Origin of the sequence: Sphaerimonospora sp. CA-214678 (assembly GCF_050942215.1) — a bacterium.
Classification (GTDB): Bacteria; Actinomycetota; Actinomycetes; order Streptosporangiales; family Streptosporangiaceae; genus Sphaerimonospora.
Window position 1 is genome coordinate 2,544,486 of sequence record NZ_CP192056.1, and the last position, 16,500, is coordinate 2,560,985.

Annotated in this window: 12 protein-coding genes; 7 read left to right on the forward strand and 5 right to left on the reverse strand. The window is 71.5% G+C overall.

Features of this window, described 5'->3' with window-relative positions; all coding sequences use genetic code 11:
- Positions 1–149: 149 nt before the first annotated feature.
- On the reverse strand, positions 150–1,577 hold the full coding sequence (locus ACQP1K_RS11480) for an endo-1,4-beta-xylanase (protein WP_433500861.1): 1,428 nt from the start codon (positions 1,575–1,577) through the stop codon (positions 150–152).
- A gap of 270 nt (positions 1,578–1,847) precedes the next feature.
- Positions 1,848–3,368, reverse strand: a complete 1,521-nt coding sequence (locus tag ACQP1K_RS11485; RefSeq protein ID WP_433500862.1) for a glycoside hydrolase family 43 protein — start codon at positions 3,366–3,368, stop codon at positions 1,848–1,850.
- Positions 3,369–3,606: 238 nt separating this feature from the next.
- On the opposite strand from ACQP1K_RS11485, the gene ACQP1K_RS11490 reads away from it, so the two are divergent.
- Positions 3,607–4,644, forward strand: a complete 1,038-nt coding sequence (locus ACQP1K_RS11490; RefSeq protein ID WP_433500863.1) for a LacI family DNA-binding transcriptional regulator — start codon at positions 3,607–3,609, stop codon at positions 4,642–4,644.
- 128 nt (positions 4,645–4,772) lie between these two features.
- On the opposite strand, the gene ACQP1K_RS11495 is transcribed toward ACQP1K_RS11490, so the two are convergent.
- Both ACQP1K_RS11495 and ACQP1K_RS11500 read right to left on the reverse strand, forming a co-directional pair.
- A complete protein-coding gene (locus tag ACQP1K_RS11495) occupies positions 4,773–6,023 on the reverse strand; it encodes an NAD(P)/FAD-dependent oxidoreductase (protein ID WP_433500864.1) in 1,251 nt (416 codons plus the stop codon).
- Positions 6,024–6,150: 127 nt separating this feature from the next.
- Positions 6,151–7,695, reverse strand: a complete 1,545-nt coding sequence (locus ACQP1K_RS11500) for a PucR family transcriptional regulator (protein ID WP_433500865.1) — start codon at positions 7,693–7,695, stop codon at positions 6,151–6,153.
- 166 nt (positions 7,696–7,861) lie between these two features.
- Here ACQP1K_RS11500 and ACQP1K_RS11505 point away from each other — a divergent pair, with 166 nt between their 5' ends.
- The 6 genes from ACQP1K_RS11505 (at position 7,862) to ACQP1K_RS11530 (ending at position 14,662) form a co-directional block, all read left to right on the forward strand.
- Positions 7,862–9,814 (forward strand): N-6 DNA methylase, encoded by a 1,953-nt coding sequence (locus ACQP1K_RS11505; protein WP_433500866.1) that lies wholly within the window; start codon positions 7,862–7,864, stop codon positions 9,812–9,814.
- A gap of 253 nt (positions 9,815–10,067) precedes the next feature.
- Positions 10,068–11,300, forward strand: a complete 1,233-nt coding sequence (locus tag ACQP1K_RS11510; protein ID WP_433500867.1) for an SRPBCC family protein — start codon at positions 10,068–10,070, stop codon at positions 11,298–11,300.
- 291 nt (positions 11,301–11,591) lie between these two features.
- The gene (locus tag ACQP1K_RS11515; protein ID WP_433500868.1) at positions 11,592–11,816 is read left to right on the forward strand and encodes a type II toxin-antitoxin system HicB family antitoxin; all 225 of its coding nucleotides are present in this window, start codon (positions 11,592–11,594) and stop codon (positions 11,814–11,816) included.
- Between the two features lie 370 nt (positions 11,817–12,186).
- Positions 12,187–13,026, forward strand: coding sequence for a hypothetical protein (locus tag ACQP1K_RS11520; protein WP_433500869.1), 840 nt, complete (start codon positions 12,187–12,189; stop codon positions 13,024–13,026).
- Positions 13,027–13,214: 188 nt separating this feature from the next.
- Complete coding sequence (locus ACQP1K_RS11525; RefSeq protein WP_433500870.1) at positions 13,215–13,883, forward strand: fasciclin domain-containing protein; 669 nt, start codon at positions 13,215–13,217, stop codon at positions 13,881–13,883.
- Between the two features lie 236 nt (positions 13,884–14,119).
- Positions 14,120–14,662, forward strand: a complete 543-nt coding sequence (locus tag ACQP1K_RS11530; protein ID WP_433500871.1) for a hypothetical protein — start codon at positions 14,120–14,122, stop codon at positions 14,660–14,662.
- A 68-nt stretch (positions 14,663–14,730) separates the two neighbouring features.
- Here the strand turns inward: ACQP1K_RS11530 and ACQP1K_RS11535 are convergent, their stop codons facing one another.
- Positions 14,731–16,401 carry an FAD-dependent oxidoreductase gene (locus ACQP1K_RS11535; protein ID WP_433500872.1) on the reverse strand — a complete coding sequence of 557 codons (1,671 nt, stop codon included), beginning with the start codon at positions 16,399–16,401 and terminating at the stop codon, positions 14,731–14,733.
- Between the last annotated feature and the right edge of the window lie 99 nt (positions 16,402–16,500).

Sequence of the window (16,500 nt, forward strand, 5' to 3'; positions counted from 1 at the left end):
GAATCGTGAAATGCCTGGTCAAGGCTCGATGTGCGAGTATTCGCAAGATCACGGGCTGGGGTGGGGGGGGGTGGAGGTCGGTGACCCTGAAACGGCGAGGTGGCCGACCTCGGGTTCGAAGTCGACCACCTCGTGGGAGATCCGGTGGGTCAGGCGGCCGCGCAGGCGATGCCCGTGGGGGTGCCGTTGGAGCCCGAGTGCGAGCCCTGGAACCCGAACGTCGTGCTCACGCCGGCGCCGAGCCTGCCGTTGTAGCTGACATTGCGGACGGTGACCGACGACCCGTTGGCGGTCAGGTCGCCGTTCCAGAGGTTGCTGATCCGCTGACCGTTGGGGAAGGTCCAGGTCACGGTCCAGCCGTCGATCTCGGTCGTCCCGGAGTTGCGGACGGTGACGTCGGCGGTGAAGCCGTTCTGCCACTGGCTGGTCACCTGGTACGACGCCGTGCACCCGTCATCGCCGGGCGAAGGCGTCGGAGAGGGCGACGGGGAGGGGGACGGAGACGGCGAGGGAGAGGGGCTGCTCGTGGCGCCGAGCGCAGCGGCGACGGCGTAGTAGGCCGGCTTCTTGTTGAAGTTCTCGTCGTAGAGCAGGGCGGCCCCCTGGCCGGGGAAGACCGAGGGGATCCAGGAGTGGTGGTCGGCGAAGTCCCAGATCGTCATGCCGACGCAGCGGGAGACCGCCAGGCAGGCCTTGACGACCTTGCTGTAGTCCTCGGCCTGCTGGGTGTCCTTGGCGGTGGTGCGGGGCAGGTCCATCCGGATGTCGAGCTCGGTGATGGCCACGTCCACGCCGAGGTCGGCGAAACGCTGGATGTTCTGCTGCAGCGTGGTGGGGACCTGGCCGACGATCAGGTGGGCCTGCAGCCCGACGCCGTCGATGGGGACGCCCTGCTGCTTGAACGACTTCACCATGTTGTAGACGGCGTCGCTCTTCGCGTTGACGCCTTCGATGTTGTAGTCGTTGTAGTACAGCTTGACGTCCGGGTCGGCCGCGCGGGCCGCCTTGAACGCCTCGGCGATGTAGCCGTCCCCGATCTTCTGCTGGAACACCGACTGGCGGCGTGAGCCGTTCTCCTCGAAGGCCTCGTTGACCACGTCCCAGTGGATGAGCCGGCCCTTGAAGTGGGCGGCCTCGTTGGCGATGTGGTTGCGCATCACCCCGAGGAGCTGGTTGGACGGCACGTTGTTCACCCAGTCGGGAAGCTGGTTGTGCCAGACCAGCGTGTGCCCACGGACGAGCTGGCCGTTGGCCTCGGCGCGGGCGACGATCGCCTCGGCCTGGGTGTAGTCGAACTGGCCCTGCGACGGCTCGATGTACATCCACTTCATCGTGTTGCCGACGGTGATCTGGCCGAACTCGCTGCCGAGGATCTGCTGGTACGGCACGTCCGACAGGGTGGGGTTGTCGGTCGCCGAGCCGAAGTAGCGGCCCTTGGCAGCGGCCAGCTGACCGAGCGTGGAATCCGCCGAGGCCGCCGGCGCGGTCAGGACGCCGGCGGTCAGGACCGTGGCCGCCGCCACGGCCCCGGCTATCAGCCCGGCCGTACGGCGTCGACGATGGGAGGTGCGTTCCATACGCGCTCCTAAGGGGTCGGGGCCGCTGCCCTCGGGTAAGGACCGCGGCGGGATCGAGGCATTCGCACGAGGGAGGAGATTAAGTTTCGAATGCCGTATTGATCGTTAACCAGGGACCCTAGAGCGGACTGGATCAGAGCGTCAACAACGTGTTCGTTCGCCCGTCGAAACGGTCGGTACGGCCACTCCCCGGGCTGCGGGACAGTGGCCGTCGCGATGGCCTGGAGGTGAAATTTTCACGCTCGGCCGGGCTCCGCGCAGGACGGGGCGTCAGGCCGTGCCCGCGTAGTCGAACCAGTCGAAGGCCGCGCTGCCCTCGGTGACGTACATGCCGATGACGCGGCCGGTGAAGCCGGCGGCGACCTCGGTGGACAGATATCGGCCGTCCAGTTCCGCCAGGAGCACGCGCTCGTCCCCCGTGTGCACCGAGAAGGCGAGGGTGTCCGGTCCGTGGGCGCCGACGCCGGTCCCCTCGCGGTCCGCCTCGCCGGGCCGGGTCACGGTCGGCGGCGGCACATCGGCCGTACGGACCCGGATCTCGGCGGTGAGGGGCCCGGGCGGCACCGGGCGGACGGCGACGCGCTGGCGCAGCGGCCCGATCCTGGCGATCACGGACGCCTGCCCGTCGTGCACCTCGAGGTCGTAGTGGTGGGCCTCGTCCAGCCGTACGGAAAGTCCGGCGCGTGCGCCGCGGGGGTCGAGGTGTGCGGCGATCCGGCAGTCGTGGTGCTGCTGGCGGCGTCCGATGAAGGTGTGTCCGGGACGGTCGAGGGTGGGACCGGTCGCGTGCAGCGTCAGCCGGCCCGGCCGTTCGGTGAGGGACCAGGAGCCGTCGGGACGGCCGCGTGGAGAGATCCACTGCGGGGCCAGCGCCGGAGCGTCGAAGTCGTCACGGGAGGACTCCGGGGGGAGGGGGTGCCAGGCGGCGGGCGCGGCATGCCGCTCCTCGACCGGGCCGACGACCGGCCAGCCGCCGGCCCACAGCACGGGGGTCAGGAACGTCTCCCGCCCGAGGACGTGGAACTCCGGTGTGTGACCGCGCGGGCGGGTGCCGAGCAGGACCATCCACCACGTGCCGTCCACGGCCTGGACGAGGTCGGCGTGGCCGGTGCTCTGGATCGGCCGGCCGGTGCCGCGGTGGGTCAGGATCGGGTTGGCCGGGCCGGGCTCGTACGGCCCGCGGGGCGAGCGCGCGCGGGCGATCGAGACGGCGTGGGCCCGTTCCGTGCCGCCCTCCGACATCAGCAGATACCACCACTCGCCGATGCGGAACAGGTGCGGCGCCTCGGGGTACTTGCCCCCGGTCCCGGACCAGACGGGGATCGGCCCGTCCAGCACCTCGCCGGTCAGCGGGTCGATTCGCGACACCTGGTTGCCGGAGGTGGTGCACCAGCAGTTCCCGTCGTCGTCCCAGGCCAGGTCGGGGTCGATGCCGGGAACGTCGATCCAGACGGGATCGGACCAGGGGCCCTCGGGGCGTTCAGCGGTGACGAGGAAGTTGCCGCGGCCGCTCACGTTGGTGGTGATCATGTAGAACAGGCCGTCGTGATGGCGGATCGTCGGTGCGTAGACGCCGCCGGAGGCCGGTGCGTCCGGGGACAGGCCGAGCTGGGACGGCCGGTCGAGCACGTTGCCGATCTGCCGCCAGTGCACCAGGTCGCGACTGTGGAAGATCGGGACGCCGGGAAAGTACTCGAAGCTGGAGCAGACCAGGTAGTAGTCCTCGCCGACCCGGCACACGCTGGGGTCGGGGTGAAACCCGCTGATGACGGGGTTGTCGTAAGTCCGCACGGCTCGGCGGGTCCCTTCTGAGTGGGTGGACACGGTGGGCCGGTTCCGGCCGGGTTCCGGGCAGGTGCGCATCGGCCGCGTCGCAGCCCCGATGCCGAAATCGACTAACTTTCCAAGATCGTATCGAACGTTAATTTGGGAAGATAGGCCGACGGAAGCCGATCGTCAATAAAGTTTCTGGACACGTGACGAAAAGATCGAGCCGGATGGTCGAGGTCGTGTCGCTAGACTGCGGTCCATGACCGCGACGACAGGGCCGGCCGATTCAGCGGAGCGGCCGCAGGCGCTCACCATCGCGCAGCTCGCCGAGTTGGCGGGGGTCTCGACGGCCACGGTCTCGAAGGTCGTCAACGGCAAGTCGACGGTCGCGCCGGAGACCCGCATGCTGGTGGAAGACCTCATCCGGCGGCACGGATATCGGCGGCAGAAGAAGCGCGCGAGCGCGGCGCCCCTCATCGACCTCGTCTTCCACGAGCTCGAGGGCGAGTACCCGATGGAGATCATCAAGGGCGTCGAGCGGGTGGCGCAGGAACATCGCCTGGCCGTGGTGCTGTCGGAACTGCAGGGACGTCACGTCCCTGGCCGGGGCTGGATCGAGGACGTGCTGAGCCGGCGTCCCACGGGTGTCATCGCCGTCTTCTCCGGTCCCACGCAGACCCAGCGGGCCCAGCTCGCCACCCGGGACATTCCGCTGGTCCTGGTCGACCCGACCGGCGATCCGGGGCACCAGGTGCCGTCGGTGGGAGCCGGCAACTGGTCCGGCGGGCTGTCGGCCACCCGCCATCTGCTCGACCTCGGGCACCGTCGCATCGCGATCATCACCGGCCCCGCCCACGCGCTGTCCGGCCGGGCCAGGCTCGACGGCCACCGCGCGGCCCTGGACGCCGCCGGTGTGCCGATCCACCCTGAGCTGATCGCCGAGGGCGATTTCAACATCGACGACGGACTGGAGCACGCCCGCCGGCTGCTCGCCCTGCCTGATCCGCCGACCGCGATCTTCGCCTCCAACGATGCCCAGGCCGTGGGCGTCTACCAGGCGGCCGGCGAAGCCGGACTGCGCATCCCGCGGGACCTGAGCGTGGTCGGGTTCGACGATCTGCCCATGGCCAGGTGGCTCGTCCCGTCGCTCACCACGATCCGCCAGCCTCTCGCCGAGATGGCCGCCGAGGCCGCCACCATGCTCATCTCCCTCGCCCAGGGCGAGCCCCTGCCGCGGAAGCGCCTCGAACTGTCCACCGATCTCGTCGTACGCAGGAGCACCGCCCCACCCCGCTGACGGGCGGGACCCGGGCCGGGGGGACGTGGCCTGCGCCTGGGCCCTTTCCGCTCGCGGGCGTCACGATACGAGGCCGCCCGAGCCCTGCCCGCCCCCGAATGGGGCAGGGCAGGCGGCCGTACGGCCGATCAGCGGGTCGGGTCGAAGTCCAGCAGGGCGGCGGGCGGCTTGCCGGTGACGATCTGCTCGGCGAGCGCGCGCCCGGTGACCGGCCCCTGGGTGACGCCCCACATGCCGTGGCCGCCGGCGACGTAGATTCCCGGCACGGCGGTGGCGCCGATGAGGGGCTTGCCGTCGGGGGTGACGGGCCGGGGGCCGACCCACAGGTCGGTCATCGCGTCCCAGTCGACTCCGGACAGCAGCGGCCTGGCCGACCTGACGATCGCGTCGATCCGCCGATGCACCAGCGGGTGGTCGGGCCCGCGGAACTCCATCGTTCCGGCGACCCGGAGCTTGCCCTGGTAGGGCGTGCAGGCCACCCGCACGGCGGGCAGGTAGATCGGCCCGCGCACGGGTTCCGCCGTCGGCACGGTGAAGGAGTAGCCGCGACCGGCGCGTACCGGCACCCGCACGCCCCACTCCCCGCCGAGCCGGTTCAGCCAGGCGCCGGTGGCCAGGACGACGGCGTCGGCCGTGACCGAGTCTCCGGTGCTCGACACCACGGTCAGCCGGCCGGTCCCGGGACGGACCGCGGTGACCTCGAAGCCGGGCCGGATCTCGGCGCCGCGGGCGGCGACGGCGCGGCCCAGCGAGTGGGTGAACTCCCCGGGGTCGATGTAGCGCTGCCCCTCCAGCCGGATGCCGGCCCGCACCCGCGGGGAGATCTGCGGCAGCAGCGCGCCGAGCTCGTCACCCTTGAACGCGGTGTACTCGATCTTCAGCCCCGACTCGTTGATCCGCCGCAACTCGTGCAGCAGACCCACGGCCTGGCGCTCGGTCTCGAAAGCCGCCATGATCGGCGCGTCGATCGTGGGCGCCTCGACGCCGTTCGACGTGAGCACGTCGAACGCCTCCAGGCATTCGTCGTTGAGCGGGATGTTGGCCCGTACCGCACTGCCCCAGGACTTCCAGGTGCAGTTCAGGGCGAACCGGGTGAGGAATGCCCACAGCCCGGGGTCGGGGGTGGCCGGCACGTGCAGCGGGGCGTTCGGGTTGAGCAGGGAGCTCAGACCGTAACGCAGGACGCCGGGCTCGTTCAGCGGGATGGCCAGCCCCGGGGAGAGCCAGCCGGCGTTGCCCCACGACGCGCCGGCGGCCACGCCGTCCCGGTCGACCACGGTGACGTCCACGCCGTGCTCCTGCAGGAACCACGCGGTGGACAGCCCGACCACACCGGCGCCGATCACTACCGCTGTACGCGGCTCACGGTCTGTACCCATCGTCACTTTTCTCCGCCTATATCATTCTCCGCCTTCCCCCGAGGATCGCTCGTGCGCGGGGGTGATGTGCTGTCCGCGCCGGACAAGCGCGACCCCGGTCTTTGTCATGCCCGGACAATCACCGGTATCAGGGACGGCCGTCCTGGTGCACGGCCAGCGCGATGATCATGGCCAGGCGCTTCTCCGGCACGTCGAGCCGCAGGTTGGTGATCTCGGCCATCTTCCTGAGCCGGTAGCGCACGGTGTTCGGATGGACGCCGAGGCGGTCGGCGGCGGTCGGCAGGTCGCCCTGCGCCTCCAGCCAGGCGCGCAATGTCGCGATGTAGCGTGTGCCGCGCTGGGTGTCGTACCGGGTGAGGTCGGCGACCGGCCCGCGCGCCGGGGCGCGTCCCGAGGCGGCCGCCGCCCGGAGACGCTGCATCAGGATCTCGTCCCAGGACTCGTCGTAGACGACGGCCGGCGTCCTGCCGGTCCTGGAGGCGTGCAGGGCGAGGCTCTCGTCGGCCTCCTGTCTGCCGGCGGGGAGCTGGGCGGGCTCGGCCGCCGCGCCGATGCCGGCGTACACGGTGACCTGCCTCGGCAGGACGCTCGTGATCGAGGTGAGCCATTCGCGTGCCGGGGCGGCGTCGGCGGCGCAGGGGAGCACGGTGTAGAGGGTGTTGCCGAACAGCGCGCTGCGCCCGGGACGCGACCAGCCGAAGCCGGTGGTGGCGCGCTCGTAGGCGAGCAGGATCGCGGCGTGCCGCTCGTCGGCGACGTGCGCCTGCAGTGCGATCACCCGGAACTGCCCCCCGGGCAGGCCGAGCCGGCTGACCACCGCGAGGGCGTCGGCCGTACCCTCCAGCAGTTGGATGACGAGGTCGGACTCGACCTGTCGTTCCAGATCGGCGCTGACCCGGGAGCGCAGCAGGTGCAGCGCCACGGCACGCGCGCCGTCGCCCAGGACGGTCCGGTGCGCCTGCGACAGCGGCCGTTCGCACTCGACCCAGATCGATCCCAGCAGCTCGCGCCCGGCCCGTACGGCGATCACCATGCGGCCGCGCAGCCCGTGCCGCGGCGAGGGCTCGACGAACAGCGGCTCGTCGGAGGCGCGCAGGTGCGCGAAGACGCCCTTGCGCTCCAGCAGGCGGTGCATGGCGTCCGGCACCCGCCGGCCCAGGATGGTCTCCAGGCGCACCGGGTCGGCCGACTGCTGAGCACGGGAGTAGGCCAGGACCCGGGACATCTGGTCCTCGATCGTCACGGGGGAGCCGATCTCGGCGGCGAGCCTGTCGGCGAAGGCGAACAGATCGGTCGGCCCCCGCCCGGCGTCGGTCTCCCTGCCTTCGAGCACCAGGCCGTACACCACGCCGAAGAGCTGGCTCCAGGACACCGCGGGCTCCACGAGCAGCACCGCGATCCCGCCGTCGCGCGCCTGCGCCAGCGCGCCCTCGTCGAGCGGCGGGGTCCCGCGCACCAGCACCGCGGCCGCGCGGGCCTCCCGGGCGAGCCGTACGGCGTCCGCCGCCGACTCCACGCCGACCGAAAGGAACACGTCGCCGGTCGCCGGGCGCGGATCGGTCGGGTCGTGCACGACCACGCTGCCCAGCGCCACGTCGCGGGAGGCGGGGGCACAGCACAGCCGGGCCCCGTAGCCGCCGAGGACGTTCACCAGCCGGTCCAGCTTCAGCATCTGCCGACCTCACCTGTCTCGAGGCCTCGCCTCATGCTAACGGCGGCCGGCGAGGCGCCGCGCACGCGAAGCGGCGGCCGATCCCGATTCTCCTGGTGCGCGTGGCCGGGACATCACCTGGCATGCTGGTGCCCATGAGAGGTTTCCCCGCGAGGACGGCCCCCTGATGCGTGACGACGTCCTGGTGAACGCCGCCGACATCGCCCGGATCGCGGACGTCGGCCGGGCCGCCGTCAGCAACTGGCGCAAGCGGTTCGACGACTTCCCCCAGCCGGTCGGCGGGACGGCCAGCAGCCCGTCCTTCTCCCTCGCGGAGATCGAGCAGTGGCTGCGCAAGCACGACAGGTACGTCGAGGTGCCGCCCATCGAACGGGTCTGGCAGCGGCTGCGGACCGCCGGCGACGACCTCCGCCTGGGCGACATGGTCGTCTACACCGGGGCGTTCCTGCTCTTCCTGCTGCGTGATCCCGCCGCCTGGCGCAAGCTCGCCGGTCTCACCGACGACGAGATGGCGTCGCGGCTGCCCGGCGCCGTCGCCGCCGCTGTGCCGGAACCGCCCGGCGAGCTGCCGCACGACGATCTCGGCATGGACCCGTCGCTGATCAGGGCCATCGCCGAGCTGGGCGAGGAGGAGGGGCCGGCCGTCGCCTTCGACGCGATCTGCGCGCGTTACATCGACGTACACGCCCGCCGGCTGCTCGCCACCCCGGAACCCGTGGGAGCGTTGATGGCCCGGCTCGCCGCCACCGCGGGGAAGACCGTCCTCGACCCCTCCTGCGGCATCGGCACGCTCCTGCTCGCCTCGGACGCGTCCCGGGCGCTCGGCCAGGACGTCAACGGGACGGCCGCCCGCCTGACCGCGGTCAGACTGCTGCTGCAGGGAATCGACGCGGTCGTACGCGACGGCGACTCGCTGCGGGCCGACGCCTTCCCCGACGAGCTGGTCGACGCGGTCGTCTGCAACCCGCCGTTCAACGACCGCGGCTGGGGATACGAGGAGCTGACCAGCGATCCGCGCTGGGAGTACGGCCTGCCGCCGCGCGGGGAGTCGGAGCTGGCCTGGGTGCAGCACTGCCTGTCCCACGTCCGCCCCGGTGGGCTCGTCGTCATCATGATGCCGGGCGTCGCGTCCAGCCGCAGATCGGGCCGCCGCGTCCGCGGCAACCTGCTCAGAGCCGGGGCGCTGCGCGCCGTCGTCACCCTGTCGGCCGGCGCGGCCCCCGCCTCCAGCGGAGCTCCGGACCTGTGGGTGCTGCGGCGGCCCGAGGTCGGCGAGCCGCCCGCCTCCGACGTGCTCATGGTCAACGCCGGAGACGACCTCGCCGCGGTGGAGGCCGCCTGGCGGGCGTACACGAGCCGTACGGCAACCGGGTCGCGTGCGCTGCCCGCGGCGAGCCGTGCGGTGCGGATCATCGACCTGCTCGACGAGGAGGTGGCGCTCACCCCCGCCCACCGGGTGAGCCGCCAGACCCGGTCGGAGCCGTTCACCGCGGTGCGCGGGCGAGCCGGGGAGGCGATCTCCCGGCTGGAGGTCCCGAACCTGACCCCGCTGCCGGTACAGCGCGAGCTGCCGATGACGAGCATCGGCGAGCTGTCCAGGGCGGGGGTCGTGACCATCGCCCAGGGCCCGCTCAGGCCGGCGGCTGAGGACGGCGACCTGCCCGTGCTGACCGTCGAGGACCTGGTGCGCGGCCGGCCCCCGAGCGGGCGCACCCGCGACGAGCAGGGCCTGGTGCTCACCCGGGAGGGGGACGTCGTCGCCCCGCTCATCCCCGGAGAGAACACGCCGGCGCGCGTCGTGGCGGCGGGCCCCGCAGCGGTGCTCGGCCCCCGGCTGCTGCTGTTCCGGGTGGATCCGGAGCGGCTCGACCCCTACTATCTGGCCGGCTGCCTGCGCGTCACCGGCGAGACCAGCGTGCGGCTCGGCTCCTCCGTACGGATGGATCCCCGCCGGGCGCGGCTGCCCCGGCTGCCGATCGAGGAGCAGCGGGAGTACGGCGAGGCCTTCCGGCGGCTGCTCGCCTACGAGGACGCGGTCCGCGAGCTGGAGCGGGCCAGCGACGATCTCCTCCGGGTCGGATTCGAGGGCCTGCTCGACGGCACGCTCCACCCGGAATGACCCGTTCACCCGCTCGGTGAGCCGCCCATGACGGCCGGGGGGTGGCTTCGCCGTCTCCCGCGCGGGTGCGCGCCATGTCTATGTCCCGCCGGGGAAGTTCCCTCTGACGATGACGGGACATGCCGGGGTGAGGAATCCGCCGCCGCCGTACGCGGCGGAGTCGCGCGCGGCGCTCGACCGCGCCGTCGCCGGCGACGAATCGTCCGCCGGTCGCTGGGTAGAGCCGAGCGCATGGGGGGTGATTACCATGCGCATGGGTGACCGATCAGGACATGGGCGGTTGGACGGGTACATCACGGTGATCGAACGGGGGCCGTCGCTGTCGCGTACCGCCGGCGCGGCCGGTCTGGGCGCGTGCGCAGGGGCGCTGGCCGAATACCTCCTCGATCCGGACCTCGGCCGGACCCGCCGCGCCCGCTTACGCGACAAGGGCGTGCACGTCGTGCACCGGTCGAGGGGCGGCATCGGCATCCTCGGCCGGGATCTCGGCAATCGAAGCCGGGGCGCGGTCGCGGGCGTCCGCTACCGCATCCTGGGCAGGCACGTCGACGACCGGGTGCTGTCCGAACGCGTGCGCGCCGAGTTGGGCCGGCATGTCAGCCATCCGCACGCGGTGGAGGTCCACGTCGACGGGGGCCAGGTGACCCTCGCCGGTCACGTGCTCGAACGGGAGACCCGCCGGGCCTGCCGGGCGGTGGCGCGCATTCCCGGCGTCAGGGGCGTCGATGCGGACTGGACCGTACATCACGACACCGAGGGAGTGATCCAGCTGCAGGGGGGCGGGCGGCCCAGAGAGCGCGTGCCCGAGATCTTCCAGCAGTGCTGGTCGCCGACGGCGAGGTTCTTCGCCGGGGCGGCGGCCGCGACCACCTGGGGGATGGCGGGGCGGCTGCCGAAGCCGCTGGCCTGGACGGTAAGGGCCGGCTGCGCCGTCCTGGCCGCCCGCGCTGCCACGAACCTCCCGCTGAAGCGGCTCAGCGGGATCGGGGCCGGCCGGCACGCGATCGACATCGAGGACGCGATCACGGTCGCCGCGCCGGCCGAGGACGTGTGGCCGCTGCTCAGCGATTACAGCGTCTTCGCCAAATGCATGCCCGACGTCCTGGAGGTACGGCGCTCCGCCGACGGGCGGCGCTCCCAGTGGGTGATCTCCGGACCGGCCGGGGTGCCCGTCGGCTTCGAGGCGACCGAGATCAACCGCGAGGAGGGGCGGGAGATCTCCTGGCGGACCACCGAGAGCAGGCTCATCGCCCACACGGGCACGCTGCGGCTCACGGCCGAGGGGGCCGACCACTGCCGGATCGAGGTACGGCTCGCCTACAACCCGGTGATCGGCGCGGTCGGGCACGCGATGGCGGCGCTGCTCGGGGCGGACCCGGCCAGGAAGCTGCGGCAGGACCTGATGCGGCTGAAGTCGCTCATCGAGACGGGCAGGCCGCTGGCCGGCACGGTCTCCAGTGAGGAGCGCGGGCACGGTCTCCAGTGAGGAGCGCGGGCCGTGACGCGCCCGGCGGCTCCGGGAGCGAACCGGCCCCGGACACCGCCCCCGTCCACGGTCAGGCGGCGTGGCCCGTGTGCCCCCGGACGCATCGCGCGATCCTCCTGAGCGAGGCCGACGTCGCCGTGCTCGAATCGTGGAGGAGTCATCCCCGTCCGTGATCGGGGCGCCGAGGGTCGGCGGGACTTGGCGTGGTCTGGAGACAGCGAGCAGAGGATCTCCGCGGAGCGGTCTTCGCCCCTGAGCGGTCAAGACCGTCTCGAGCGTACGCTGACGACCATGGGGGGCACCGTCAGGCTGACCGCGACCGTCACCTCGGACGACGAGGGCCTGTACTGCGCGCGGTGCGTGCAGGTGGAGGTCGCGGCGGAGGGCGGCACGATCGACGAGGCCGTCGCCCGGCTGCGCGAGGCCCTCGTGTCGTACTTCCGGCACCGGCCCCTGCCCGAGGTCTCGTCCCAGCCGCCGATCGTCATGCCGATCGAGATCCGGCTGCCGGACTGACCCGGACGCGCTCGGGCCTGAGGACGAACCCGCTCGCCGTACGTGCCGGCATCCGTCACGGGCCGACCCGCCCGCTGCCCGATCACCCTCGCGCGGACGATGTACGACCCGGCGCTGCGGCGCAGGCCGGGCGTAGCCGATGTGCGGGAGCGGCGTGTTGCCGGGCGGCGGCATGCGCCGGGCCCGCCCGGCCGATGCCGGGAGGAAACGGCGGGCTCGGTGTGCGCGAACCAGGCCGCGGTTTGTAGATCTTTGCGGGATGAAGCGCCTGATCCTCAGGTTTGACCCGACATTGAGCGTCGGAGACATGATCATCCACCACGGGCCGCTTAGCGTCTTGCTCGTACCTTCCACGACATCGGGGGAGTCCATGCCTATCTGCACTGCCATACTCGCAGCCGCCCTGTTCGCCGCCCCGGCCGCCGCCACACCACAGGAAGCGGGTCCGGGCGACGTCAACAGCAACTCCGATCCCTACAGCAGCCAGATGTACGGGGCGCCGCAGTTCGGAATGCAGCCGCCGTGGCTGCAGCAGGCCGGCGCGCAGCAGCCGCAGCAGAACCAGAGCACGATGCAGCAGCCGGGCATGATGCAGCCCGGCATGACCCAGCCGGGCATGATGCAGCCCGGCATGACCCAGCCGGGCATGATGCAGCCCGGCATGACCCAGCCCGGCATCGCTGAGCAGCCGGGCATGATGCAGCAGCCGGGCGCGATGCAGCCCGGTACGGCACAGCAGCCGGGCATGATGCAGCCGGCGATGTTCCAGCCGATGCAGCCGCCGTGGCTGCAGGAGGCCGGGACGCAGCAGCAGCAGCAGCCCCAGCAGCCGCAGCAGGAAGGGGGCCAGCAGCAGGCGCCGCAGCAGCAGGAGGACGCGGAGGACGACGGCCCGGCCTTCATGTTCCAGCCGCCGGCCAACAGCACCTCCAACGCGGCGCCCGCGACCGCGGGGGGTCCGCAGGCGGCGGTGCAGGAGAAGTCCGACGACGACTTCTTCCCCGGGCGCTTCACCTTCCCCGCGGAGTGGGGCCGGAGCGGGCGCGACGCGAAGGGGCAGGACCTCGTCATCAACCCGACGGCCGACATGTCGAAGCCGGGCAAGCAGTCGGTCGAGATGCCCGAGGTCAAGGGGCACCAGGTGGCGAAGTCGTGGCCCTCGTTCGGCTGGGGCGCGCGTAAGGGCGCTCAGCACCGGGCATCGCGTTGATCCACCTGCCGATCGGCTGATCGACGCGTGAGTTCCACGGCCCGCGGGCGGCAGGCATCGCCGGTTCCTTTCCGCACCCTTACGCCTGTCACCCGCGGGCCGGCGGGCGTCACCTTCCTTCTGTCCCGCTACGAGGGAGGTCCAATTCCTCCTCTGCCTGAGCGCAGGGGACTCCTCGGAGGTATCTGATGAAGACGCGACTTCTCGCCTTTTCCGCTCTGGCCACGGTGCTGTCGCTCACCGCGGCCTGCGGCAGCGACGGCAGCGGAGGCGGGAGCGACGCCGCAGCCCCGGCCGCGGTGAACGAGACGGTGACGGACACGGCGACGCCGGAGACCGGGGCGAGCGCCTCGGAGACGGAGTCGCCCGCCGCCTCGCCATCCGCTTCGGCGTCCCCGTCCGCGTCCGCCTCGCCGTTCGGCGCCGCCTGCTCGGATGTTCCGGCATCCGTGACGGGTGAACCGGCCGGTAAGGCCATCTCCGGTATTCCGTCGCTTTCGACGCTTTCCGGAGTGGTGCGGACCGCGGGTCTGGCTCGTACGCTCAACAAGGGCAAGGACTTCACGCTGTTCGCGCCCACGAACGAGGCCTTCACCAAGGTCCCGAAGAAGAAGCTCGACCGCCTCATGGGGAACAAGCAGGCGCTCAGCGCCCTCCTGGCCTATCACGTGGTAAAGGGGCGTAAGACGCCGGCGGATTTGCGGCGCGGCAAGCTGAAGACCGTGCAGGGCGGCGAGCTGACCACCACCGGTTCCGGGCAGAGCTTCAAAATCAACGACGCGAACGTGGTCTGCGGTGACGTGGTCACACGCAACGCCACCGTCTACATGATCGACAGCGTGCTGATGCCGAAGTAGCCGACGCGGCCGAAGTGACGGTAACGAAAAGAGAATTCAGCGGACGTCGGGAAAGACGACGAGGGGTGGGCCGAATCACGGCCCACCCCTCTCCGTATGAGGGTCATTCTGCGGCTGTCGCAGGTGAAATGCCGGATTCCTTTCTTTGACCGGACACTGGGCATCGGGTACGTGATCACCCGACTTGAGGCGCTTAACGTCTTGCATGTACCGTCCACCATTTCGGGGGAATTCTCATGCCTATCTGCACTGCAATAATCGCGGCCGCCCTGCTTTCCGGGCCGGTCGGCACACCGGCGGATCAGCATTCCGCCGCCGACGCATCCCCGGGCAAGAAGATCGCGTCCTTCGCGATGCAGAACGCGGACCAGCCCGATCTCATCGCCAGCAAGGCCATGGAGCAGCTTCTGAAGGACAAGAACGAGAAGATCGGCCCCCTCGTGGCGGCCGGCACCCAGGAGCCGGCCGCGCAGGCCGCTCAGACCGCGCAGGGCCCCGCCGGCCAGACCGGCCCCAACGGGCAGGTCGCCCCGCAGACGGCTCCGGTGGCGCAGACGGCCCAGGCCGGTCCCGAGGTGCAGACCGGGCAGTTCGGCCAGGGGCCCCAGGGGCCGGTCGTCCAAGGCGGGGGCCAGGAGCCGCAGGACATCTTCCTGCACCCGCAGGCCAACTCTCCGATGGTGCGGAAGCTGTCCGGCCAGGACCTCGTCAAGCAGATGCCGGGCCAGCAGATGCGTGAGACCGGCTCCGGCCAGTGGTCGTCGGACGACGAGGACTGAGCGGGCGGCACGGCCGACCGACAGGGAGGGAGGGGCGAGCACTCGTCGGCTCGCCCCTCCCTCGCCGCTCAGAAGGACGACCGGAGATGCTCGTGCACCAGGCGTGCGGCCATCGCACCCTCTCCGGCCGCGGAGACGACCCGTTTGGTTGAGCCGCTGCGCACGTCACCGGCGGCGAACACGCCGGGTCTGCTGGTCTCCAGCGGGAACGGCCGGCCGGGCGCACGGCCCTCGGCCGTCGTCTGGAAGCGTACGGCGCGCGCACCGGTGAGGATGTATCCGCGACGGTCGAGGGAGATCTCGCCGGACAGCCAGGGGGTGTGCGGCTCGGCCCCGATGAGGACGAACAGCGCGCGGGCCTCGATGCTGCTGCGCTCCCCGGTGACGTTGTCCTCGGCCACCACCGCCTCCAGCATCTTCCCGCCGGTCAGCTCTCTGACCTCGGTGTTCAGCATGACCTGGATCCGCGGGTCGCGCTCGACCTCGACGGCCAGATAGCGGGACATGTTCACCCGCAGGTCGCCCTCCCTGGCCAGCAGGCGGACCCACGCCGCGTGCGCGGCCAGGAACAGGGCCGCCTGCCCGGCGGTGTCGCCCCCGCCCACGACCACGATCGGATCCCGCCGGCACTCCCGTGCCTCGAACATGGTCGCCGCGTAGTAGACGCTCGTCCGCTCGAACCTGTCCATATCGGGCAGTTGGAGCCTGCGGTACCGGATTCCGGTGGCGACGATCAGCGCGCGCGAGTGGATCACCGTGCCGTCCCGCGTGGTGACGACGTGGTCACCGCAGCTTCCGTCGAGCGCGGCGGCCTCCGCAGGGACGCGGAAGCAGGCGCCGAGCCCGGTCGCCTGGGTCATCGCCCGGTCCACCAGTTCGTCCCCGGAGATTCCGTACGGGAACCCCAGGTGGCTCTCGATCCGGGGAGAGGTGCGGGCCTGACCGCCGATCGCGCCTCCGTCGACCACGATCGTCGACAGACCGTCGGCCGCGCCGTACACCGCGGCGGCCAGCCCCGCCGGGCCCGCCCCGACGACGAGCAGGTCGCACACCGTCTCCCAGGTGCGCGGGGCCGGCAGGCTGACGGCCCCGGCCAGTTCGGCGTTGCTCGGGTTGCGCAGCACGGTCTCGCACCGCAGGATCACCACGGGCGTCTCCTCCGGCATGACGCCCATCGCCCGCAGGAAGCACTCCGTCTCCCAGTCCTCCTCCAGGTCGATCCACTTGTGCGGCAGACGGTTGCGTACAGCGAACTCGCGCAGTCGGCGCGTGTCGGCGGAGAACCGGGAACCGACGATGCGCAGGCCCGTGCCCAGCCCGGTGATCATCGATCGGCGGATGACGAACGCCCGCAGGATCAGATCCCCCATCGCGGCATCCCGGCCGATCATCCGGCGCAGCTCGTCCACCGGTACGGCGAGCACCTCGCCGGACTCGGCGCACACCGCCGTCCGGTGTCCGGCCAGGCCGCTCAGCACGTTCATCTCGCCGAGGAACCGTCCAGGGCCGTGGAGTCCGTCGACGCGGTCGGCCGTGCCGTACTCCTCGACCATCGCCACCTTGCCGTCGAGCACGACGAAGAAGTCGTCGGTCAGCTCGCCCTCGGTGAAGAGCACGTCGTCACGGCTCAGCGGCCGCCGCTCGCCGCGCGCCGCGAGGCGCTCGATCCGGGCCCGGCTCAACCGCGGATAGGCCCCGTGCAGATCCGGGGTCTCCGTCAGCTCCTCTGGCCAGTGCATGGTTCACCCTGCCGGTTGACTCTTTGGGATCTCTGCCCATCCTTGACGGTCCTTATCGTCCCCATTTGTCCCATTGATCCAAACCGTAGCCAAGGCTTC

Bases quoted from the DNA above. Each gene is read 5' to 3' on its own strand.
- ACQP1K_RS11480 (WP_433500861.1), bottom strand. From the start codon at position 1,577: ATGGAACGCACCTCCCATCGTCGACGCCGTACGGCCGGGCTGATAGCC.
- ACQP1K_RS11490 (WP_433500863.1), top strand. From the start codon at position 3,607: ATGACCGCGACGACAGGGCCGGCCGATTCAGCGGAGCGGCCGCAGGCG.
- ACQP1K_RS11495 (WP_433500864.1), bottom strand. From the start codon at position 6,023: ATGGGTACAGACCGTGAGCCGCGTACAGCGGTAGTGATCGGCGCCGGT.
- ACQP1K_RS11500 (WP_433500865.1), bottom strand. From the start codon at position 7,695: ATGCTGAAGCTGGACCGGCTGGTGAACGTCCTCGGCGGCTACGGGGCC.
- ACQP1K_RS11505 (WP_433500866.1), top strand. From the start codon at position 7,862: ATGCGTGACGACGTCCTGGTGAACGCCGCCGACATCGCCCGGATCGCG.
- ACQP1K_RS11510 (WP_433500867.1), top strand. From the start codon at position 10,068: ATGGGTGACCGATCAGGACATGGGCGGTTGGACGGGTACATCACGGTG.
- ACQP1K_RS11515 (WP_433500868.1), top strand. From the start codon at position 11,592: ATGGGGGGCACCGTCAGGCTGACCGCGACCGTCACCTCGGACGACGAG.
- ACQP1K_RS11520 (WP_433500869.1), top strand. From the start codon at position 12,187: ATGCCTATCTGCACTGCCATACTCGCAGCCGCCCTGTTCGCCGCCCCG.
- ACQP1K_RS11525 (WP_433500870.1), top strand. From the start codon at position 13,215: ATGAAGACGCGACTTCTCGCCTTTTCCGCTCTGGCCACGGTGCTGTCG.
- ACQP1K_RS11530 (WP_433500871.1), top strand. From the start codon at position 14,120: ATGCCTATCTGCACTGCAATAATCGCGGCCGCCCTGCTTTCCGGGCCG.
- ACQP1K_RS11535 (WP_433500872.1), bottom strand. From the start codon at position 16,401: ATGCACTGGCCAGAGGAGCTGACGGAGACCCCGGATCTGCACGGGGCC.